20 protein-coding genes and 1 pseudogene are annotated in these 20,812 nt (G+C 64.4%); 5 read left to right on the top strand and 16 right to left on the bottom strand.

Annotated elements, in window-relative coordinates; all coding sequences use genetic code 11:
- Positions 1 to 10: 10 nt before the first annotated feature.
- Positions 11 to 838, top strand: a complete 828-nt coding sequence (locus tag AC5Y5C_RS08760; protein WP_499971016.1) for an Rv1486c family protein — start codon at positions 11 to 13, stop codon at positions 836 to 838.
- Here AC5Y5C_RS08760 and AC5Y5C_RS08755 read toward each other — a convergent pair.
- The 9 genes from AC5Y5C_RS08755 to AC5Y5C_RS08715 all read right to left on the bottom strand — a co-directional run bounded on the left by AC5Y5C_RS08755 (position 835) and on the right by AC5Y5C_RS08715 (position 9,953).
- Positions 835 to 1,866, bottom strand: a complete 1,032-nt coding sequence (locus AC5Y5C_RS08755) for a ferrochelatase (protein WP_499971015.1) — start codon at positions 1,864 to 1,866, stop codon at positions 835 to 837. The two genes, AC5Y5C_RS08760 and AC5Y5C_RS08755, sit on opposite strands and share 4 nt — an antisense overlap.
- Entirely contained in the window at positions 1,866 to 2,675 is an 810-nt protein-coding gene (gene inhA, locus AC5Y5C_RS08750) for an NADH-dependent enoyl-ACP reductase InhA (RefSeq protein WP_499971014.1), read from the bottom strand. The genes AC5Y5C_RS08755 and inhA overlap by 1 nt, the downstream gene beginning before the upstream one ends.
- 74 nt (positions 2,676 to 2,749) lie before the next feature.
- Entirely contained in the window at positions 2,750 to 3,496 is a 747-nt protein-coding gene (gene fabG1 / locus AC5Y5C_RS08745) for a 3-oxoacyl-ACP reductase FabG1 (RefSeq protein ID WP_499971012.1), read from the bottom strand.
- A gap of 74 nt (positions 3,497 to 3,570) precedes the next feature.
- Positions 3,571 to 4,581, bottom strand: coding sequence for a VWA domain-containing protein (locus AC5Y5C_RS08740; protein ID WP_499971011.1), 1,011 nt, complete (start codon positions 4,579 to 4,581; stop codon positions 3,571 to 3,573).
- Positions 4,578 to 5,549: a DUF58 domain-containing protein gene (locus tag AC5Y5C_RS08735; RefSeq protein ID WP_499971009.1), complete on the bottom strand. Its 972-nt coding sequence runs from the start codon at positions 5,547 to 5,549 to the stop codon at positions 4,578 to 4,580. The genes AC5Y5C_RS08740 and AC5Y5C_RS08735 overlap by 4 nt, the downstream gene beginning before the upstream one ends.
- Positions 5,546 to 6,691: a chaperone MoxR1 gene (moxR1, locus tag AC5Y5C_RS08730; protein WP_499971006.1), complete on the bottom strand. Its 1,146-nt coding sequence runs from the start codon at positions 6,689 to 6,691 to the stop codon at positions 5,546 to 5,548. Before moxR1 ends, AC5Y5C_RS08735 begins: the two co-directional genes overlap by 4 nt.
- Before the next feature lie 184 nt (positions 6,692 to 6,875).
- The gene (locus AC5Y5C_RS08725; RefSeq protein WP_499971809.1) at positions 6,876 to 7,562 is read right to left on the bottom strand and encodes an NlpC/P60 family protein; all 687 of its coding nucleotides are present in this window, start codon (positions 7,560 to 7,562) and stop codon (positions 6,876 to 6,878) included.
- A 74-nt stretch (positions 7,563 to 7,636) separates the two neighbouring features.
- Positions 7,637 to 9,079 (bottom strand): NlpC/P60 family protein, encoded by a 1,443-nt coding sequence (locus tag AC5Y5C_RS08720; RefSeq protein ID WP_499971807.1) that lies wholly within the window; start codon positions 9,077 to 9,079, stop codon positions 7,637 to 7,639.
- A gap of 316 nt (positions 9,080 to 9,395) precedes the next feature.
- Complete coding sequence (locus AC5Y5C_RS08715; protein ID WP_499971004.1) at positions 9,396 to 9,953, bottom strand: Rv1476 family membrane protein; 558 nt, start codon at positions 9,951 to 9,953, stop codon at positions 9,396 to 9,398.
- Between the two features lie 285 nt (positions 9,954 to 10,238).
- Between AC5Y5C_RS08715 and AC5Y5C_RS08710 the strand changes: the two genes are divergently transcribed.
- From AC5Y5C_RS08710 to AC5Y5C_RS08700, 3 genes are read left to right on the top strand one after another with little or no spacing between them, the layout of a single operon-like run.
- Positions 10,239 to 13,064 carry an aconitate hydratase gene (locus tag AC5Y5C_RS08710; RefSeq protein ID WP_499971805.1) on the top strand — a complete coding sequence of 942 codons (2,826 nt, stop codon included), beginning with the start codon at positions 10,239 to 10,241 and terminating at the stop codon, positions 13,062 to 13,064.
- Between the two features lie 15 nt (positions 13,065 to 13,079).
- The gene (locus tag AC5Y5C_RS08705) at positions 13,080 to 13,652 is read left to right on the top strand and encodes a TetR/AcrR family transcriptional regulator (RefSeq protein WP_078288046.1); all 573 of its coding nucleotides are present in this window, start codon (positions 13,080 to 13,082) and stop codon (positions 13,650 to 13,652) included.
- Positions 13,636 to 14,166, top strand: coding sequence for a DinB family protein (locus AC5Y5C_RS08700; RefSeq protein WP_499971002.1), 531 nt, complete (start codon positions 13,636 to 13,638; stop codon positions 14,164 to 14,166). Before AC5Y5C_RS08705 ends, AC5Y5C_RS08700 begins: the two co-directional genes overlap by 17 nt.
- Here AC5Y5C_RS08700 and AC5Y5C_RS08695 read toward each other — a convergent pair.
- The 7 genes and pseudogenes from AC5Y5C_RS08695 to AC5Y5C_RS08665 form a co-directional block, all read right to left on the bottom strand.
- Positions 14,163 to 14,762 (bottom strand): annotated as a pseudogene (locus AC5Y5C_RS08695) (hypothetical protein); the annotation flags it as partial. The gene AC5Y5C_RS08700 and the pseudogene AC5Y5C_RS08695 overlap by 4 nt on opposite strands.
- A 48-nt stretch (positions 14,763 to 14,810) precedes the next feature.
- A complete protein-coding gene (locus AC5Y5C_RS08690) occupies positions 14,811 to 15,455 on the bottom strand; it encodes an AMIN-like domain-containing (lipo)protein (protein ID WP_499971001.1) in 645 nt (214 codons plus the stop codon).
- A 64-nt stretch (positions 15,456 to 15,519) separates the two neighbouring features.
- Positions 15,520 to 15,702: a helix-turn-helix domain-containing protein gene (locus AC5Y5C_RS08685; RefSeq protein ID WP_499971000.1), complete on the bottom strand. Its 183-nt coding sequence runs from the start codon at positions 15,700 to 15,702 to the stop codon at positions 15,520 to 15,522.
- Between the two features lie 116 nt (positions 15,703 to 15,818).
- Positions 15,819 to 17,447 carry an ABC-F family ATP-binding cassette domain-containing protein gene (locus tag AC5Y5C_RS08680; protein WP_499970998.1) on the bottom strand — a complete coding sequence of 543 codons (1,629 nt, stop codon included), beginning with the start codon at positions 17,445 to 17,447 and terminating at the stop codon, positions 15,819 to 15,821.
- 36 nt (positions 17,448 to 17,483) lie between these two features.
- Positions 17,484 to 18,293 carry an enoyl-CoA hydratase gene (locus AC5Y5C_RS08675; RefSeq protein ID WP_499970997.1) on the bottom strand — a complete coding sequence of 270 codons (810 nt, stop codon included), beginning with the start codon at positions 18,291 to 18,293 and terminating at the stop codon, positions 17,484 to 17,486.
- A gap of 65 nt (positions 18,294 to 18,358) precedes the next feature.
- Positions 18,359 to 18,712 (bottom strand): thioredoxin, encoded by a 354-nt coding sequence (trxA, locus tag AC5Y5C_RS08670; protein ID WP_499970996.1) that lies wholly within the window; start codon positions 18,710 to 18,712, stop codon positions 18,359 to 18,361.
- Positions 18,713 to 18,803: 91 nt separating this feature from the next.
- The gene (locus tag AC5Y5C_RS08665) at positions 18,804 to 19,931 is read right to left on the bottom strand and encodes an NADH:flavin oxidoreductase (RefSeq protein ID WP_499970994.1); all 1,128 of its coding nucleotides are present in this window, start codon (positions 19,929 to 19,931) and stop codon (positions 18,804 to 18,806) included.
- 232 nt (positions 19,932 to 20,163) lie between these two features.
- On the opposite strand from AC5Y5C_RS08665, the gene AC5Y5C_RS08660 reads away from it, so the two are divergent.
- Complete coding sequence (locus tag AC5Y5C_RS08660; RefSeq protein WP_499970993.1) at positions 20,164 to 20,733, top strand: DUF5666 domain-containing protein; 570 nt, start codon at positions 20,164 to 20,166, stop codon at positions 20,731 to 20,733.
- Positions 20,734 to 20,812 lie beyond the last annotated feature (79 nt).

Genomic DNA, 20,812 nt, shown 5'->3' with positions numbered 1-20,812 from the left:
TGCGAGCACTATGGCGAATCCGAGTGTGTCCCTGGCGGTGTGGGCAAGCGCGTGGCTGGCCGGCCGCGCGGCGCCCGACGACGTCATCGACGCCCTCATTGCTTGGGCGCCAAAACATTTAGTCACTGCATACGACGCGGTCGCCGCCGGCCACACGGGACTCTCGTGGCCGGATATGGACGACAACGGCCCCATCGGCCTACTTCAGACGGTACGTACCGCAACCGGCCAGCCGCACGGTTCGCCCGATATCCATGTGATCCTGCCCGCACCTGGCGACCCCCGGGGCCTGCCTGCCAACACTCAGTTCCAGCGTGATGCGATGGAGGCCAGCGAGGCGATCGTGCTCAGCGATCGCCAGAATAATTCCACGGCAATAGGATTGGTGCCCGCTGTGGAGTACGACGAGGATCGCGACGAGACCGTCGGCCTGTCCTGGACCGTCTACTCACTACCGGGCCGGATCCCGGCACAAGTAGTACCGGACCTCGGGGAAGCCGAATATCAACTACGCCAGGCGGTCCGGACCGCCACAGCCACACTCAGCCGCCTGGGCCGGGTTGTGGACACAGCGGATGCCGACCCCCGCTCCCTGGTTGAAGACGTGCTCTCCACGCTACGCGCGCACCGCCTGCCGGACTACGCACCACACCGGGCGGTCCGCGTGCTCGATTCAGCCAATCAGGTTGAGGCGATCGCCACGGCAGCGGCCGAGATCATGCAGTTACCCGAAGCCCTCGACGACGGAGCGGTCGGCGAGGCGTTGCGACCTCTCGTCATTCTGGTGCGCGAGGCCCGGATGGCCGCCGCGGCCGCCATCATCGAGGCCGCGCGCTAGATCTTCGGCCCGCCGCAACACAGCGGTGAACACGGAGCACCGTTCACACTGAACCCGTAACCGGGGACCGGGTTTTTCCCCACTGCACGCAGCGGCGGTTCGCCATCCGCGATCTCTGCGATCAAGTCCACCGCGATGCGCGCGAATCGCGCGTCGGCACCCGGCGTCGCCGCGCGGGCGAACTCGATGTCGTGTTCGGCAGCGTACTCATAGGCCTCGTTGTCCAAGTCCCACAGCACCTCCAGGTGGTCCGACACAAACCCGATCGGCGCCACAACCACTGAGCGGATTTCTCGATCGCCTTGGGCGACAAGATGAGCCAGATGGTCGATGATGTCCGGCTCCAGCCATGGCACCTGTGGCGGTCCCGAACGGGACTGCCACACCACGTCATAGTCCTGGTACCCGGCTGCCTCGGCGACCAGCTGCGCGAGGTAGCGCACCTGGCGGCTATAGAGGTCGGGGCCGTGCCGCTGGTCTGCGGCTATCGGAATGGAATGGGCGGTGAACACCAGCCGAGGCGCACCCTTCAGCCCCGAAGCCGCTGCGGCGACGGCCTCGGCATACAGCTGCACCAATGCAGGGTGGTCGAAATACTGACGGAGCTTCACCAGCTCGGGCGCCCCATCCCCCACCGCAGCACGCGCCCGGGCAATGTCCTCTACGTATTGTGTGCATCCCGAGTAGCCACCCCAGGCAGAGGTCGTGAAGACGGCTGCTCGTCGAATCCCCTTGTCGCGCATATCGGCAACGGTTTGCTCCACCATGGGGTACCAATTGCGGTTGCCGAAGAACACCGGCAGGGGGCGCCCGGTCAGTTTTAGTTGGCGCGAGATCTCGTCGATCAGCGCTCGATTGATGCCGTTAATCGGAGAGATGCCGCCAAAATGGAAGTAGTGCTCGGCCACCTCGTCGAGACGCTCCGGCGGAACCCCGCGGCCGCGCGTGACATTCTCCAGGAACGGCCGAACCTCCTGCGGCCCCTCGGGACCACCGAAGGACAGCAAGAGCACAGCATCGAACTCCACTAGAGCAGCTGTGTGTGCGCGCCGCCGTCGGCGAAGATGATGTCGCCGGTGGTCGCCGGCAGCCAATCCGACAGCAGCGCACAGACGGTCTTGGCGACCGGGGTCGGGTCCTTCATGTCCCAGCCGATCGGAGCACGCTGGTCCCAGCCGTCCTCGAGCACGCTCATCTGCTGGCCGGCCTCATCACCCAGTGCGCCACCGACGATCGCACTCATAGCTAGCGTCCGAATCGGACCGGCTGCAACAAGGTTCGAACGGATACCGGCGGCACCCGCCTCGCGTGCGACGAACCGGTTGACCGATTCCAGTGCGCTCTTGGCAACGGTCATCCAGTTGTAGAACGGCATCGCGCGGGTCGGGTCAAAATCCATACCCACGATGCTGCCGCCGCGGTTCATGATCGGCAGTACTGCCTTGGCCAGCGATGCATAAGAGAACGCCGAGATGTGGAAACCCTTGGCCACGTCTTCGAAAGGCGCCTCGAAAAACGGATTCAATCCCATGCCGGTTTGCGGCATGAAACCGATCGAATGCACCACGCCGTCGAGCTTGTTGCCCTCCCCGATCACCTCGGTGACACGGTCGGCGAGGCTGTCCAGGTGCTTCTCGTCCTGCACATTGAGCTCCAGCAGCGGCGCCGGCTGAGGTAACCGCTGGGTGATGCGCTCGATGAGGCGCAGCCGGTCGAAACCGGTGAGCACCAGCTGCGCACCTTGTTCCTGCGCGACCTTTGCGATATGGAACGCGATCGACGAATCGGTGATGATGCCCGTCACCAGGATCCGCTTGCCCTCGAGTAGCCCTGCCACGATTCTCCTTAGTTGTGTTCTCGCTCGTCTAAAGCTCTTCGCGCATGCGGCTCATCGCCGCAGCATGCCAGTACCTAGTGGCCCATACCCATGCCACCATCAACCGGGATCACCGCACCGGAGATGTAACTGGCATCTTCGGAGGCCAGGAAGCTGACGACCCCGGCGACCTCAGCTGCAGTTCCCACCCGCTTCGCCGGAATGAATTCCAGTGCGCCCTCCTGGACCCTCTCATCGAGTGCGCGGGTCATCTCGGTGTCGATGAAACCAGGCGCGACCACGTTGGCGGTGACGCCCGCCTTGGAGAGCTCCCGAGCGATCGAGCGTGCCAAGCCGATGACACCGGCCTTGGAGGCCGCATAGTTGGCCTGGTTGCCGATTCCCCAGGTGCCCGAGACCGAACCGATGAAGATCATCCGGCCGAAGCGCTTCCGCTGCATAGTGCGTGAGGCCCGCTGGGCCACCCGGAACGCCCCGGTCAGGTTCGCGTTGATGACTTGCTCAAACTTCTCCTCGGTCATGCGCATCAGGAATGCATCCTGTGCGATGCCGGCATTGGATACCAACACCTCGACGGGGCCCTGGTGCTCCTCGACCTCTTTGAAGGCACGGTCGACGGCATCGTTGTCGGTGACATCGCACTCCACCCCGAACAAGCCCTCCGGCACACCGGAACCGCGGTGGGTCACAGCGACCTTGTGCCCATCAGCGGCAAGACGTTGCGCGATCGCCAGGCCAATACCCCGGTTGCCACCGGTGACCAGGACAGAACGAGAGACAAAGTCGGGACGGGCGGCGCCAGCGCCGAGAGCATCAGACATGGAAGTCAATTTATCGTCTTCTTAGACTTTGGCCTAACCGACGGGCCCAACCGAACCCGCGAGCGGACACCGAATCAGTTAGGGAGACGCCGGTTAATCACGAGCCCAACGAAGGCCGCCGCGAGCACCAAGAGCGCACCCAGCCGCAGCCATCCGACACTGGCATCGCCACGGATCGTCTCGTACCCAATCTGCTGCTGCAGGTTGGCGTACACCTCCTTGAGCTGGCCGAGCGTGGACGCCGTGTAGGTTTCCCCACCCGACAGCTTGGCCACCTTCTCCATCATGTCGGGGGCATACGGGACGTTCTGGCGCTGCCCATTGATCTCGACATACCCGTCCTTGGTGCCAAACGCGATCGTAGAGATTGGTACCTGTTGGTCCTTGGCGGTACGCGCCGCGGTATAGGCGCCCTTCGGATTGTCGGGGTTCGACGGAACCGTTTCCTTGCCGTCGGACATCAATACGATGCGTGCCGGAGGCGGCTTGTCGCCACCGCCGATGACCGCACCCACCGTCGCGATGGCCTGCAGCGCCGTGAAGATGCCCTCACCGGTGGCGGTGCGATCGGCGAGCTGCAGATTATCCAGGGCGTTCACGGTGGCGTCCCGGTTCGTGGTGGGTGAGACCAGCACCGTCGCGGTCCCCGCATACGCGATGAGACCCAGGTTGATGCCCGGGGTGAGGTTGCGGGCGAACTCCTTACCGGCCTCCTTCGCGGCACCCAGGCGATTGGGGGCGACATCGGTCGATTCCATGGACCGCGATACGTCGATGACGAGCATCACGACGGCACGGTTACGGGGAATCCTCACGTCATGGCTGGGACCGGCCAGCGCGATGGTCAGCACCAGCAAGCCAACCACCAGGAGTGCTGTCGCGGCATGCCGCCAGGCACGGGGCCGAGTCGGGGCCACCGAGTCCAGTAGCTCGGTGTTCGCGAATCGCAGCACACGCTTCTCGCGCAGGTACTGCGCAAACACATACAGCCCGACCAACGCGGCAACTACCAGCAGCACCAGGAAGAACCACGGGTGAGTGAAGCCCGTGAGAGTCATCGGCCCGAAGAACGGCAGATCGCTCATCGAGCCCCCGCCCCCGTCCCCGCCACTGCACCACGGCGCTGTTGGGAGACAAATCTCACGATGTCGTTGATCCAGTCACGGTCAGTCCGCAGGCTCAAAAGCGGTGCACCGCAACGACGTAATGTACGTGCCACCTCTTCATGATGCCTGGCCGCCGCCTGTTCGAAATCCCGGCGCAGATTCTCGTCAATCCGGTACTCCTTGGTGACGCCGGTCTCGGCGTCCTGCAACAGCACTTCGCCGACGTCGGGCAGCTCCATGTCACGGGGGTCGAGCACCTCAATGCCGAGCACCTCGTGGCGGGCACCAATGGCGCGCAGCGGCCGCATCCAGTTAATGGGGCCGAGGAAATCACTGATCACGACGGCCATGCCACGGCGGCGTTCCGGCCGCCGCAAGGCATCGATCGCCAACGACAGGTCACCCCGGACGCCCTGAGGAGCCTTCGGCATGGTGGCGATGCTGCGCAGGATGTCCTGCTCATGAGCACGTCCGGACCGCGCCGGTAGCCGAACAATCTTGTCCCCATTGGCAATCAGCGCGCCGAGCCGGTTTCCCCCACCACTGTTGAGGAAGATGATGGCGGCCGCCGCCGCGACCGCCAGGTCGCGCTTCTCGCAGTTCGTCGTCCCGAAGTCCAGGCTCGCCGACATGTCGACCACCAGCCACGTCTCCAACTCGCGATCGGCGATCATCTGGCGGACGTGCGGGTGGGTCGTACGCGCGGTCACCGACCAATCCATCCGGCGCACATCGTCGCCGGGCTGATACATGCGTGACTCGCCCGGCTCTGACCCCGGGCCGGGTATCAGACCAAGGTGATTGCCGTGCAGCACCCCGTCAAGCTTGCGACGGATCTTCAGTTCCAACGTCCGCAGCGCCGCCGAGAGCTGCGGATCACGGATCTCACCCCGGCGCAGGGACGGGATGTCTACCGGCCGGGCAGCGCCCGGACTGGATGTGCTCACCTGGGCGCGGCGTTATGGGCGGCCGGGACCGGGCCGTTTGTCCCGACCATCGCCGGCTGCACCGAATGTCCTTGTTGTGGGACGGCATTCACCTGCGGCAGGCCAACCGTCTGCAGAATCCGGTTGATCGCGGTGTCGGCAGAAACCTCGTCGGCCAGTGCGTCATAGCTCATCACCAGGCGGTGGCGCAGCACGTCCGGAATGACCTCGATGACGTCCTGTGGGATCACGTAATCGCGCCCCCGCACCAAAGCCAGTGCCCGGGATGCCGCGATGATGCCCAGCGAGGCACGTGGGCTCGCGCCGTAGGAGATCCAGTTGGCGACGTCGCCGAGCCCAAACTGTGCGGGGTTACGGGTGGCCGAGATAACCCGAACCACATAGTCCACCAGGGCGTGATGCACGAAGTTGTTGGCCGCGAGATCCTGCAGGCGCAGCAGCACCTCGGCGGACAGAATCTGTTTGGGCTCTGGTGGCGTGACACCCATCCGGTAGATGATCTCGCGCTCTTCCTCAACGGTCGGATAGTCGACGTTGATCTTGAAGAGGAAACGGTCGCGCTGCGCCTCCGGCAGCGGGTACACACCCTCGTTCTCGATGGGGTTCTGTGTGGCCATCACCAGGAAGGGCTTGGGCATCGGGTACGTCTTGCCGCCGATAGAGACATGCCGCTCGGCCATGACTTCGAGCAATGCTGACTGCACCTTGGCAGGCGCACGGTTGATCTCGTCGGCCAGCAGGAAGTTGGCCACCACCGGGCCGAGTTCGGTATCGAACTCCTCCTTGCCCTGACGGTAGATGCGGGTACCGATGATGTCGGTAGGCACCAGGTCCGGGGTGAACTGGACACGAGAGAACGAGCCACCCACCACCTTGGCGAAGGTCTCGACCGCCAGCGTCTTGGCAACACCGGGCACACCTTCGAGCAACACATGCCCCTTGGCGAGCAGGCCGACGAGAATTCGCTCGACGAGCCGGTCCTGCCCCACGATGACGCGCTTGACCTCGAAGATGGCGCGCTCAAGGTTCTGTACCTCGGCGGCCAGAGCCGGTGATGTCGGACCCTGCGGGGCGTGCGACGCGGGGCCCGCGCTTCCGCCGGAGTACCCGGCACCTCCCCCTGGTGACCCTGGTGATGACATCAACTTCCCTCCGGCTCTACCTGACGATTTCATGCCTTGTTGGTGGCTTCTTGGTGGCCATGTGCATGTGAGCGGCACCCAACCCTGGGCGGCGCCTCCGCTCCACTATTCCAGCATCCCGGGATTTGGTCCACGTACCCGTTCGCTGGCGCGCCGTTCTAGCTCACATGAAGGATCAGAAGAGCTACCACGCGATGATGCGGACGGCATAAGGAGTCATGCCTCCCGTGCGCACCGGAGACACCGTCACCTTCTCCGCGCTGCCGCTGGCTTCCAGCATCTGGCCGTTGCCGAGGTAGATCACCACGTGCTGAGAACCACCCGGTCCGTAGAACAGCAGATCCCCGCGCTTTGCCTGCGAGACCGGAATCTTCTGACCCGCGTTGTACTGATCGCCTGAGTACTTGGGCAGCTTCACGCCGGCAGCCGCGTAGGAGAACATGGTGAAGCCGGAGCAGTCGTACCCCACCTTGCCGGCGTCGTAGTCCACACCGCCACTTGGCCCACGCACGGTGCCGCCACCCCACGAGTACGGAACACCCAGCTGTGTGCCACCGCGCTGGATCACCGCTTCCACCGCCTGACGGCCATAGACGAGCGGACGTCCGGCACCCGCCGACCCGCGATTCCCGCCGATGCCCAGTGCACCCAAGGCGGTCTGTCCGACCCCCATGACCCCGTTCATGATCTTCGTGGGGTCGGCACCCTGGCTTGGCCCCGCGAAGGGCAGGGTGTTGTCCCAGTCGCCGCCCGACGGGTTCAGTCCGAGAGCATTGAGAAACGCCGTACCGACATTCGGACTGATCGGGTTGTCGTCGGCAGTGGCTCGCGGTACACCCATGAACAGCACTAGCGCGATAGCGATCCCCATCGCGAGGGCCGCACGTAACACGAAGAGGCCCTGAACTTTTAGCAACTTGGTCGTTTTCGCTGTGTTCACAGGTTCTACCACTCAATCAATCGGGTTACGAACGGCGTCATGCCGCTGGTCCGCACCGGCGACACCTTGACCACGTCGCCGGTGTTCGGCGCCTCGAGCATCTGCCCATTGCCGAGGTACAGCGCAACGTGCTGACTTGCGTTGGGGCCGTAGAAGATCATGTCGCCGCGCTTCATCTGAGCACTCGGTACCTGACGCCCGGAGGTGTACTGGTACCCGGTGTAATGCCTGAGTCTGATGCCGACTGCGGCAAAGCCGTACATCATCAGCCCGGAGCAGTCGTATCCGACGGTGCCTGCGCCGGAGTCGATTCCGCGAGTCGGCCCGTTGTACGAACCACCGCCCCACGAGTACGGCGTGCCCATCGCGCTACCGGCACGGGCAATCACCCGCTCCACGTTCTCCCGGCCGTAAACCTTGGGGATGTACTCGCCACCCGAGTTAGAAGCTGCCGCCGGGGCGGGCTTGGGGCAGAACATGCCGATGACGCCGCATACGGCGGACTGACCGACATTGGCCGCAGTGTTGCCGATGCCCAGCACCATGTTGATGGTCTGCGTCGGATCGGTAGGCACGTTGGCACTGGCGATCATCGGGAGCGTGGTGTCCCATTCGCCGCCGCTGGCCGCCGCCGGAGCCGCTCCCCCAGTCCATTCATTGCCGTTACCCGCGATGGCCGCATCGGGGTTGATCACCCGCGCGGTCGCGGTCGTTGCCGCATAGGCCGGGCCACGCGCGGCAGCGAGCTGTGCCTCCGCACTCTTCTTCTTGGAGGCGAGATCCGCGGCGGCTCCGCGCTGCGCTTCGAGCTTCTTCTGCACATCCTTCATCGCCGACACCAGGTCGTCCTGCTGTTTCTGTGCGTCAGCGGCGGCTTGGTCGGCTTTTTCCTGGATGGCCCGCGCCTGCGACTCCTTGTTGACCTGTTCGGTGCGTGCGCGGCGCAAGTTGTCCATGACGGTCTGCGAGCTTGTCTCGACACTCTTGGTCACCGAGGCCAGGCGCACCACGTCGTCGGGGTTGGTGGCGGTCAGATACGAGCCCGAAGGGCCCGCCATATAGGTGGCCGCGGCCATCCGGTCGAACTTGCCCTGTGCTTCGGCAATTGCACCGTTGGCGGTATCGACGGCACGTTGGCCCTCTTCGACCGCCTGGGCGGCGCCGGCCGCATTATCACGCGCGTCCTGAAGATCAACCAATCCCTTGTTGATGGATTCCTGCTGGGTCTGCACGTCGGCGGTGAGCTGTTCGATCTGCTGGTTGGTGTCGGCCAGTTGACTGATCAGAGAGGCCATGTCGTTCGGTTCGGCGGAGGTAACGGCGAGCGTGTTGGGCCACATCATCAGACTGGCCACCATCAGCGGGGGCACTATCAGGGCGACTGCCGCGGTCCGTTTGCCGCGCACCGCGAAACGGTCCGCGAAATGCTGCGGGACTGTCCGTTTCATCCGGTCTGCCGTCTCCTCGGTCTTCGGCGTTCGGTGAGCCTTTTCGGTCATAGCGGCCCTTCCCCGACACGCTCCCAGTTGTCACATAAGACGCACTAACCACTTTGGCGCCACTTGCACCGTACGTCACTTTGGCAACTAATGAAACTTTAGTCACAAATTACATTCGTGTAATTAATTGGCCTCTGACAGGCAATTGAAGAGACGTCTTCCGACGGTTAATTGACGTGAATTGAATACCGGCAGATCATCCGGGTTCCATAGTGCGCGCGGCTATTTCGCGGCGAAACCGACTGCGCGAATGGTTTGCAAATCGTTACTTAACCGAGTCATTCGTGAATCGGCCCCGGAGGAGCGTAATTCCAGCGCAGAGTGCCGCGACGAACAGGACAAGCACAATGGTCAGCGCCGTCCACGAGAAGTGCTCGCGCCCGAGCTCGTCCACGAAGTTGTTGGCCGACAGCACGGGGTTGCCGGTCTTGGCGACGTCCTGCCCGGCCTCCAACGTCACCCTGTCGAACGTGGCGCTATAGGTACCGGCGAAAGACGGGCTGATGACGAGGATCGTCGCGTCCGGATGGTCCTTGCCGATCTCGGTGGCGATATCGCGCAGCGGTGTGTCGATCCCGGGATTGTTGGGAAGCGCGATGACCTTCAGATTGATGTTCTTGGCATGCGCCTTCGCAACGACATCCTTCAATCCGGCAACGTCGGCCGAGGGGGCGGCGACCCCATCCTCGTTGACGTCTGTGCGCGTCATCTCCAGGCACTTGGCCGACCAGCCCAGCGGATCGGCGCCCGCGGTCTGCACTGACACGCCCACCGCCTGGCACAACTCTGCAGGGATGAAGGTCGGCAAGTGCTGCGGCGTCACGCGATCAATCTAACCCGCGCCCCGCACGGCGTTGCGCGCACAGACACGCCGCATTTAGCGGGCGCAGCGACGCCCCGAACGAGGGGCGGCGCGTGCCGAGGTGGAAATGGGGGTGAAATTTGGGCATCCCCCTTATTACGGGACAAGCGTACTGTTAGACTAGCGATGGAAGGCAGCCATCTGCGGTGGCGCCTTCGGAACCCCGCCTGGCACAGCCCGCCGGCGGGTGGCCTTCGAGCGAGCTTTGGAGCTGATGTGACTAGCAGTCCTAACAAGACAGAATCGGTGAATTCCTTCGGCGCCCGCGGCACTCTGCAGGTTGGCGATGAGTCGTATGAGATCTTCCGACTGAACGCCGTGCCCGGTATCGAGAAACTGCCCTACAGTCTGAAAGTGTTGGCAGAGAACCTGTTACGCACCGAGGACGGCGCTAACATCACCAAGGACCATGTCCTTGCCCTGGCCAACTGGGACCCTTCGGCGGAGCCGAGCGTCGAGATCCAGTTCACGCCGGCCCGTGTGGTCATGCAGGACTTCACCGGCGTGCCCTGTGTCGTCGACCTGGCCACCATGCGTGAGGCCGTCTCGGCACTCGGCGGCGATCCCGACAAGGTGAACCCGCTGTCCCCTGCCGAGATGGTCATCGACCACTCGGTGATCCTCGATGTCTTCGGCACCGCCGACGCCTTCGAGCGCAACGTCGAACTCGAGTACGAGCGCAATGCCGAGCGTTACCAGTTCTTGCGCTGGGGCCAAGGCGCTTTCGACGATTTCAAGGTCGTCCCCCCGGGCACCGGCATCGTGCATCAGGTCAACATCGAGTACCTGGCCCGCACCATCTTCACGAGGAACGGGCAGGCGTACCCGGACACCTGTGTGGGTACCGACTCGCACACCACGATGGTCAACGGCCTCGGCGTCCTCGGCTGGGGTGTCGGCGGTATCGAGGCAGAGGCCGCCATGCTCGGTCAGCCGGTATCGATGCTGATCCCTCGTGTGGTCGGCTTCAAGCTCACCGGCGAAATCCAGCCGGGCGTCACCGCCACCGACGTCGTGCTGACCGTCACCGACATGCTGCGTAAGCACGGCGTGGTGGGCAAGTTCGTCGAGTTCTACGGCAAGGGCGTGGCCGAGGTGCCACTGGCCAACCGCGCCACGCTGGGCAACATGAGCCCCGAATTCGGTTCTACCGCAGCGATCTTCCCGATCGACGAGGAGACCATCAACTACCTGCGCCTGACCGGCCGCGACGATCAGCAGCTGGCACTCGTCGAGGCCTACGCCAAGGAACAGGGCATGTGGCACGACGCCGATCACGAGCCCGCGTTCTCTGAGTACCTCGAGCTCGACCTCTCTACCGTCGTGCCGTCCATCGCCGGGCCCAAGCGCCCCCAGGACCGCATCGAGCTGTCGGACGCGAAGAACGCCTTCCGGAAGGACATCCACAACTACACCAACGATGCCGAGAGCGGCCCGGCCGCTGCCACGCCGCACACCCAACTCGACGAAGCGATCGAAGAATCCTTCCCCGCCTCCGATGTGGCGGTGCTGTCCTTCGCCGACGACGGGTCAGTCGACGCCACGCCTTCCGCGGCCAACGGCGGCGAGGGCCGCCCGTCCAAGCCGGTCAAGGTGACATCCGCCGAGCGCGGCAACTTCGTTCTGGACCACGGCGCGGTCGTGGTCGCGGGCATCACCTCGTGCACCAACACCTCCAACCCGTCGGTGATGCTGGGTGCCGCCCTGCTGGCAAAGAAGGCCGTCGAAAAGGGCCTCAGCACCAAGCCATGGGTCAAGACCAACATGGCCCCGGGGTCGCAGGTCGTCACCGACTACTACAACAAGGCCGCACTGTGGCCGTACCTGGAGAAGCTGGGCTACTACCTGGGCGGCTACGGCTGCACCACGTGCATCGGCAACACCGGCCCGCTGCCCGACGAGATCTCCAAGGCCATCAACGACAACGACCTGTCGGTGGCCGCGGTGCTCTCCGGTAACCGCAACTTCGAGGGCCGCATCTCCCCCGACGTCAAGATGAACTACCTGGCCTCCCCGCCACTGGTCATCGCCTATGGCATCGCGGGCACCATGGACTTCGACTTCGACACCGACCCGCTGGGACAGGATCACGACGGCAACGATGTCTTCCTCAAGGACATCTGGCCCACCGCCTCGGAGATCGAGGAGACCATCGCGTCGTCGATCAACCGCCAGATGTTCACCGATTCCTACGCCGACGTCTTCAAGGGCGATGAGCGCTGGCGCGGTCTGCCCACCCCCGAAGGCAACACCTTCGAGTGGGCCGACACGTCCACCTACGTGCGTAAGGCGCCGTACTTCGACGGGATGCCGCTAGAGCCCACGCCGGTCACCGATATCAAGGGTGCGCGCGTGCTCGCGCTGCTCGGCGACTCGGTGACCACCGACCACATCTCGCCAGCAGGTTCCATCAAATCGGGCACCCCGGCGGCGCAGTACCTCGACGAGCATGGTGTGGACCGCAAGGACTACAACTCGCTGGGTTCGCGGCGCGGCAACCACGAGGTGATGGTGCGGGGCACCTTCGCGAACATCCGTCTGCGCAACCAGCTGCTGGACGATGTCTCGGGTGGTTACACCCGCGACTTCACCCAGGAGGGTGGCCCACAGTCGTTCATCTATGACGCCTCGGTGAACTACCAGAAGGCCGGCATTCCGCTGGTGGTGCTGGGCGGTAAAGAATATGGGTCAGGCTCGTCCAGGGACTGGGCTGCCAAGGGCACCCGCCTGCTGGGCGTCAAGGCCGTCATCACCGAGTCGTTCGAGCGCATCCACCGGTCGAATCTGATTGGTATGGGCGTCATTCCGCTGCAGTTCCCGGCTGGGGAGTCGGCGGCCTCGCTCAAGCTCGATGGCACCGAGACCTACGACATCAGCGGTATCGAGAAGCTCAACGAGGGCTCGACGCCGAAGACCGTGCACGTGACGGCAAAAAGACTTGCGGAAGACGGCACTGTGTCTTTCCAGGTCGAGTTCGACGCGGTGGTCCGGATCGACACCCCCGGTGAAGCCGACTACTACCGCAACGGCGGCATCCTGCAGTACGTGCTGCGGAACATGCTGGCCGGCTAGAACGGCTGACCAACAGTGCCGCGCGTTAGCGAGGATCACCTCGCGGCTCGTCGCCGCCAGATCCTCGATGGCGCGCGGCGCTGTTTCGCCGAGTATGGGTACGACGGCGCCACCGTGCGCCGTCTGGAGCACACCATCGGCATGTCACGGGGGGCGATCTTTCACCATTTCCGTGACAAGGACACCTTGTTCTTCGCACTCGCCCGCGAGGACGCCGAACGGATGGCCAATGTCGCCAGCCGCGAGGGCCTGGTACAGGTGATGCGCGACATGCTGGCCGATCCGGATCAATTCGATTGGTTGGCAACGCGTTTGGAGATCGCGCGCAAACTGCGCAATGACCCTGAATTCCGGCGCGGCTGGAACCAGCGCTCTGAAGAGCTCAACACCGCCACCTTGGCCCGGCTACAACGCCAGAAGAAGGCCGGCCGGTTGCGCGAGGATGTGTCCAGCGAGGTGATTTTGGGCTATCTGGATCTGGTACTCGACGGCCTAGTGGCACGTCTGGCGGCCGGCGAATCCACCGAGAGCCTCAGCCGCGTGTTGGATCTCGTCGAAGATTCGGTGCGCCGTGCCGATCACGCCTGACTCCAAGGATTGGACCTGGGTCCTCGAACGCCCCTGCGGAGAATGCGGATTTGACCCCGCCGCAACATCATTCGCCCGGATACCCGATATCGTGCGGGAAGACCTGGGCGCATGGCATCGGATACTGGCCCACCCCGAGGCGCGTCTACGCCCCGACGAGCAGACCTGGTCGCCGCTGGAGTACGGAGCACACGTCCGCGACGTGTTCCGCATCTTCCTGACCCGGCTGCAGCTCATGCTGGCCGAGGATGATCCGCTCTTCGAGAATTGGGACCAGGACAAGACGGCCGTCGAGGACCATTACGCCGACCAAGACCCACAGGCGGTTGCCATCGAGCTCACCGCGGCGGGCGAAGCTGTAGCGGCCGCCTTCGCCGACGTCCCGGAGTCGGCATTACGCCGCCGGGGACGACGAAGCAACGGTTCGATGTTCACGGTCGAGACACTGGGTCTGTACTTCGTGCATGATCCGATACATCACCTGCACGATGTTTCCCGCCTGTCGGCGGATTAGTGCGGGAAGTCGATGACGGCCCGTGCGGGCGTGTCGGCGATGTACACGACCGGGCATTTGGACGCCTGTGCCGCGACTTTCCACGCCATCACACCGTTCTTGTTTTTGAAGATATCCGCATCCTGAATCAGCCGAGCCGATCGGACCACCGGGGAGCCGGGAGGGGCGCCGAGATCATTGGGCTGCGGAAACGACTTCACCTGCCGGTTTTCGGGACGGTCGTAGGTCCCCATGACGGTGTCGTGCGCCGCCGCGCCGCGGAAGGCCACGGCGTATCCCCCGTCGACCGGCGTGACCGAGAATGGCGGGGTCTGCCAATACGTCACCGGTCCCACCGGCGGCGCCAGCTTGTCCGCTCCGAAGCTGAACGTCACCCTGTCGAGGTCATCGAGGGTTTCGATGCGCACATCGTGCAGGACATTGGCGTAGTTCTCGGCGCCACCGTCGGTCAATGTCGGGCACGCCGGCGCAGCCGCCGCCTGCGGGGCACCCGCCATCGGGCCGACTACCAGTACAAGCGGTACCAGGTATCGATACATGGTTAGCGAATGTACGGTGTCCGACGCCGAACCGCTGGCATTCGACTGGAGATTGTCCCCCGTGGCTAACCGGGGGCCGAGCGATCGTGCCCGGTCACAAACACCCTAGTGCGGCAAATCCACTACTAGACGGGGCGGATTGGTCAGCGTGCTCACCTGGGGGCAGCGCTGTTTGTTCAGACCCAACGCCCACCGCACCTTCCCCTCGAAGTCCTCACCTTGCTCGGCCTCCGCCAGAATCGGGAAGTCCTTCGGCTTGATCTCACTGGGACCCGGATACGACCGGACGGGCCTATCAGCCTCATGAGCGGACGCGCCCTCGAACAGCACGCCGAGCAACGCGGTACCGGCGACGATGACTTTATCTCCCTTGGGGCCCGCGGAGACACTGGCGGGGCTGTCCACCGAGTACTTGGGAACCACCAGCTGATCCAACGCCACCTTGGCCTTCGGGTCAGCCTTGGCGGCCGGCCCGAATTCGAAGGTGACCCTGTCGTAGTCGTCCTGCTTGCCCACACGGACATCTCGCAGCTGTGTGGCCACGTTGTTGCCGCCACCCCCGCTGACCGTCTCGCAGGCGGTGACGCGGAATGTCTCCGGTGCCGGTGTTGATGTCTGCGGCAGCGCCGTCGTCGTGGCCACGGGCGACACCGAGTCGCCAAGCTGACGCACCTCACCGGCGCAACCGGATGCCGTCAGCGCCGCCAGCGCCAGCACGCCGATGTTCCGGATACCGCCTTGTCCTCGCATCGCATAACGGTAGCAACAATTGGCGGCCGAAAGCTCAACGGGCACACAGCGTGTCGGACGCCGGTTAGACCTTCCGGCCGCGCCGATTCGGGCCACCACGCCCGCGCAGGGTGACGCCCGATTCCACGAGAGCGCGATGCACATAACCATACGATCGGCCTGCGTCCGCGGCGAGCGTGCGAATGCTCGCCCCCTTCTCGTATGCCGCCTTCAGCTCGGCACGCTCCTCGTCGCGTGTTGTCGCCATCGCGACCTCTCTCCCGACTCCATACCGCCGCCCCTATGGGCGGCTCGACCCGGTTGCACCATAGCGCAAATGTGATCACGCAGGTGAACGAGACGCGGATGGCGTATCAGAAATGGTCAGGCCAGCTCGATGAGGTCCCGATACTCGTCCGACCAGTAGTCTTCGGTGCCGTCCGGCAACAACACCACACGTTGCGGATTCAAGGCTTCAGCGGCGCCCGGATCGTGCGTGACGAGAACGACAGCACCCAAGTAGCTGCGTAAGGCGTCCAAGACCTGTTCACGTGAGGCGGGGTCGAGGTTGTTGGTCGGCTCGTCGAGCAGCAGTACATTCGCGGTCGAGGCCACCAGACCCGCCAGAGCCAGACGGGTCTTCTCACCGCCGGACAACGTTCCCGCCGGCTGTTCCAACTGTGGACCGCTGAACATGAAGGCGCCCAGGATTCCACGCAGCTCTTGCTCGCCCGTATCCGGAGCGGCGTGGCGGATGTTCTCCCACACCGTCGCGTGATCGTCGAGGGTGTCATGCTCCTGCGCAAAGTATCCGAGCTTGAGGCCGTGGCCCGGTTCCAGCGCGCCGGCATCTGCCGTCTCCGCGCCCGCCAGCAGTCGCAGCAGCGTTGTCTTCCCCGCACCGTTGAGCCCAAGAACGACGACTCGTGAGCCACGATCGATGGCCAGGTCGACGCCGGTGAATATCTCCAGGGACCCGTAGTTCTTGGTCAGTCCCTTGGCCACCAACGGCACCCGCCCACATGCCGCGGGCGTCGGGAACTTGATACGGGCCACCTTGTCGGCTACCCGCTCTTCGTCGAGTCCTGACAACATCTTCTCGGCGCGACGCAACATGTTCTGCGCAGCAACGGCTTTGGTTGCCTTGGCACCCATCTTGGCAGCCTGAGTACGCAGCGCCGATGCCTTCTTCTCCGCGTTGGCCCGCTCGCGCCGGCGGCGCTGCTCATCCAGCGACCGAGCGTCCAGGTACTTCTGCCAACCCATGTTGTAGACGTCGACCTCGCCGCGGACCGCATCCAGGAACCACACCTTGTTGACCACATCGGCCAGCAGATCGACGTTGTGACTGATCACCACGAGCCCGCCGTCGTGGTTCTGCAGGAAGCCGCGCAACCAGCCGATCGAATCCGCGTCGAGGTGGTTGGTCGGCTCGTCGAGCAGCAGCGTCATGTTCGACCCCGCACCGCCCTCTGCCGCACCAAAAAGAATCCGGGCCAGCTCCACGCGTCGCCGCTGACCACCCGACAGTGTGCGCAGCGGCTGAATCAGCACCCGCTCGGGCAACCCGAGGCTTGAACAGATGCGGGCGGCCTCGCTCTCCGCGACATACCCACCCAGTGAGGAGAAGCGCTCCTCCAGCTGCCCATAGCGGCGAATCGCCTTGTCGCGCTGATCGTCGTCGGCCAGCTCCGCCATCAGCGTCTGCTGCTTCTCCAGCTCGCTGATGATGGTGTCCAGGCCGCGCGCCGACAGCACCCGATCACGGGCCAGCAGATCCAGGTTCCCTTCCTTTGGATCCTGTGGCAGATAACCGATTTCGCCGATCCGAGACACCGATCCGGCGTACGGCTCGCCCTCGCCGGCCAGAATTCTCATCGAGGTGGTCTTGCCGGCCCCGTTACGCCCCACCAGCCCGATACGGTCGCCGGGCTGAATACGTAACGCGGGGCCCGGCGCGTAGACAAGCGTGCGGGCGCCGGCGCGGACCTCGAGGTCCGTCGCGGTAATCACTACTTACTCCTTGAATGCTGTGTACGCGTCGCGTGCTCAGCGCTTGTCTCTGAAGGTCGCTTTGCGCTGCTCCTTGCGGGCGGCGGTGGCCTCTTCGAAATTGTCGGTGAGCAGCCGGACATATAGCTGGCCCAGACCCTCTTGGTGCATGTGACTTTCCAGGCTAGCGGCGTCCAGCCCACTCCAAATGGTGCGCTTGGTCAACTCGATCCCTGGACGAGAGAACCCGGCGATGCGCTCTCCAATCGCGTAACACTCTTCCAGCAGCGACTCGGAGGACACCGTGCGGGATACCAAACCGATGCGCTCGGCCTCGTCGGCGTCGACATCCCGGCCGGTCAGCATGATGTCCGAAGCACGGGACGTGCCGATAGCGCGCGGCAACAGGTAGCTCAGGCCTAGCTCGCTGGCCGTGAGGCCGTTGTTGATACCGGCGGCCCGGAAGTAGGCGGCCTCGGACGCCACCCGAACATCGCAGGCCAGCGCCAGACACAGACCGCCGCCGATGGCGGCGCCGTTGATAGCGGCGATCACTGGCTGGTGCATGCGGCGCAGGGTGAGAATGACATCGTCGAGCAGCTCCATCGATCGCAGCGCAATCGTCGGCTGGGTCAGCCCTGCGATATGAGGGATGGGCCCGGCGGATTTCTGATCGGCGCCCGAACAAAAGCCCTTACCAGCCCCGGTGATGATGACAGCGCGCACGTCGTTGTCGTGGCTGATGTCGACGAGCATCTGCTTGAAGGGCAGCATCACGTCGAACGCCATCGCATTCATCCGCTCGGGCCGGTTCAGGGTGATCAAGGCAATATCCGGACGTGGACGATCCACCAGCACGAAACTCATGCGTCCATATAACCGACCCCGCCGGACTGCACCAAATCGTTTCCGTGCGGTGCCGCTCTGGGGCGTTACGCCTCTTGCTCGCGCAACGCCGCCTCGACGTCCAGATCCCGGACCTTCTGCACCAGATCAGCCAACGAAGCCGCCGGCAGCGCACCGGCCTGGTTGAACACCAGCTGGCCCTGCTTGAACACCATCAGAGTCGGAATGGAACGGATATTCGCCGCCGCCGCCAGAGCCTGCTCGGCTTCGGTGTCTACCTTCGCGTGCACAACGTCAGGGTTCTCCTTCGACGATGCCTCGAAGACCGGCCCGAATTGACGGCACGGTCCGCACCAGGACGCCCAGAAATCGATCAGCACGATGTCGTTGTCGTGGACCACGTCATTGAACGCGTCAGCGGTGATGTCACGTGTTGCCATGTCGTCCTCAACGTCGCCGGGGCGCGCGATGTTCCGTCCTCGCCCAGTACAGATTCCGATCAGTACAGGGCCCGATCAATACAGGGCCCGATCAATACAGGGCGGCCAGCGCCTTGCCTATGTTGAATCCGACGAACTCGTCCTGCCGCCCGGCACGCAGCTTGTTCACCCATTCAGGATCCGACAGCAGGGCACGGCCAACGGCGATGACATCGAACTCATTATTGGCGAATTGTCGCAGCACCGCGTCGACAGACGCCGGCTCGATATCCCGGACCTCGGTGGGTTTGAATTCCGTCTGCAATCCCACCGAGCCGACGGCAATGGCGGGCAATCCCGTGACACGCTTGGTCCAGCCGGCAAGGCTCAGCTCTCCGTCGGCTCCGGCCAAATCCGCGAAGGCGGGCAGATAGTGCCGGCGCGTGGATGGGTGGAAGACATCGACACCCGCCTCGACCAGGGGCGCGAGCAGCCGTTCCAATTCCGCCGGGCTGTCGGCCAACGTAGCCGTGTAATCCGCCTGCTTCCACTGCGAAAACCGGTACAGGACAGGGAAATCCGGCCCGACAGCGGCACGTACCGCCCGCACCACCTCGACCGGGAACCGCACCCGATCGGTGGCCGATCCGCCATAGCCGTCGGCCCGAACATTGGTGCGCTCCCACAGGAATTGGTCCAGCAGATAGCCGTGGGCACCGTGCAACTCGACGGCGTCGAATCCGGCTGCCTGGGCATTGCGGGCCGCCGTCGCATACTGCTCCGCAAGCGGGGCGAGCTCACCGGTCTGCAGCGCACGACCTTGTGGCGAGGCGTCTCCGCCCAAGCCCGACGGACTCACCGACTCCACCTGGGGATTGAACTCCGGATCGACGCCGCGTTCGACACCCTGATGCCACAGCTGCGCGGCGATCACCGATCCCTCGTCGTGCACGGCATCGGTAACGGCAGACCATCCGGCCAGCGCCTCATGACCAATGAGGCGTGGAACGCTGGACTGACCACCGGCGGCATCATCCGGAATGAAAACGCCCTCGGTGATGATCAGCCCCACACCGCCCGCAGCACGGCGGCGGTAGTACGCCGCCACGTTCTCGCCGGGCACACCGCCAGGTGATGCCGACCGCGTCATCGGAGCCATCGCGAACCGATTGGGGGCGGTCAGCGATTTGACGGTGAACGGTTCGAAGAGGGGCGCTACGTCTGGTCTCGCGTCGGTCACGAGGTGTCAAACTACGCCGTCGCCCGATCCATTCCGGATAACGTGGTCAACCATGTCACCAAATCTCTGGCCACGGCCCGCGTTGCTAGTGATCGCCGGGGCTGTCGCGTTGTCCAGCGCAGCGTGCGGTGGGTCTGGGGACAAGCCCACCGAGTCGTCGCCGGGCCCCGCCTCGACCACTGTCACACGGCACGCGGGTGGACACGACAGAGCCGGTGGACTGATCTCCTCGGTGTCGGGTCACACCGTCCAGGTGACCAGCCCCGCCGGTAACGCCGATATCGACTTCAACACCATGACAAAGCTCACCGAGGTGCAGCCCGCGGAACTTTCGGATGTGGTCGTCGGCAGCTGCGTCAGCGTGCTGGCGACGGCCGATGCGTCGGACCAGGCCACGGCACAGCGGGTGCTGATCAGTGCGGCCGAGGACAACAAATGTGCCGTGGAGACACCGCCCGGGAGCGCACCGCCGCCCGGCATACCGCAGGGGCCGCCGCCCGGTGATCCGGAGAGCCCGCCCCCGTTCGGCGGCCCGAGCGTCCGGGGCGCGGTCGCGGCAGTCAACGGCAACACCATCGTGGTCACCAATACCGATCCCAGCGGGGCATCAGAGATCCAGACCAATGTCACGGTGACCGCCGACACCGCCTACGACGAACGGAAATCCACCGAGGCCAACGCGATCATCACCGGCAAATGCGCGGACGCGCGCGGCACCAGGGACGCCACCGGGGCCCTCCAGGCCACCACGATCGATTTGGGTCCCGCCACAGACGGGCGTTGCGGACCGCCCCCGCGGTAGATCCACGACGGCTTCGTGCCACGCATACGTCTTGAGGTTTGACATCCGCAACACACAGCAACTTGGCACACACACCAGA

The sequence above is a fragment of the Mycobacterium sp. NGS15 genome (genome assembly GCF_059813245.1).
This window is presented reverse-complemented; position numbering and strand designations above follow the sequence as displayed.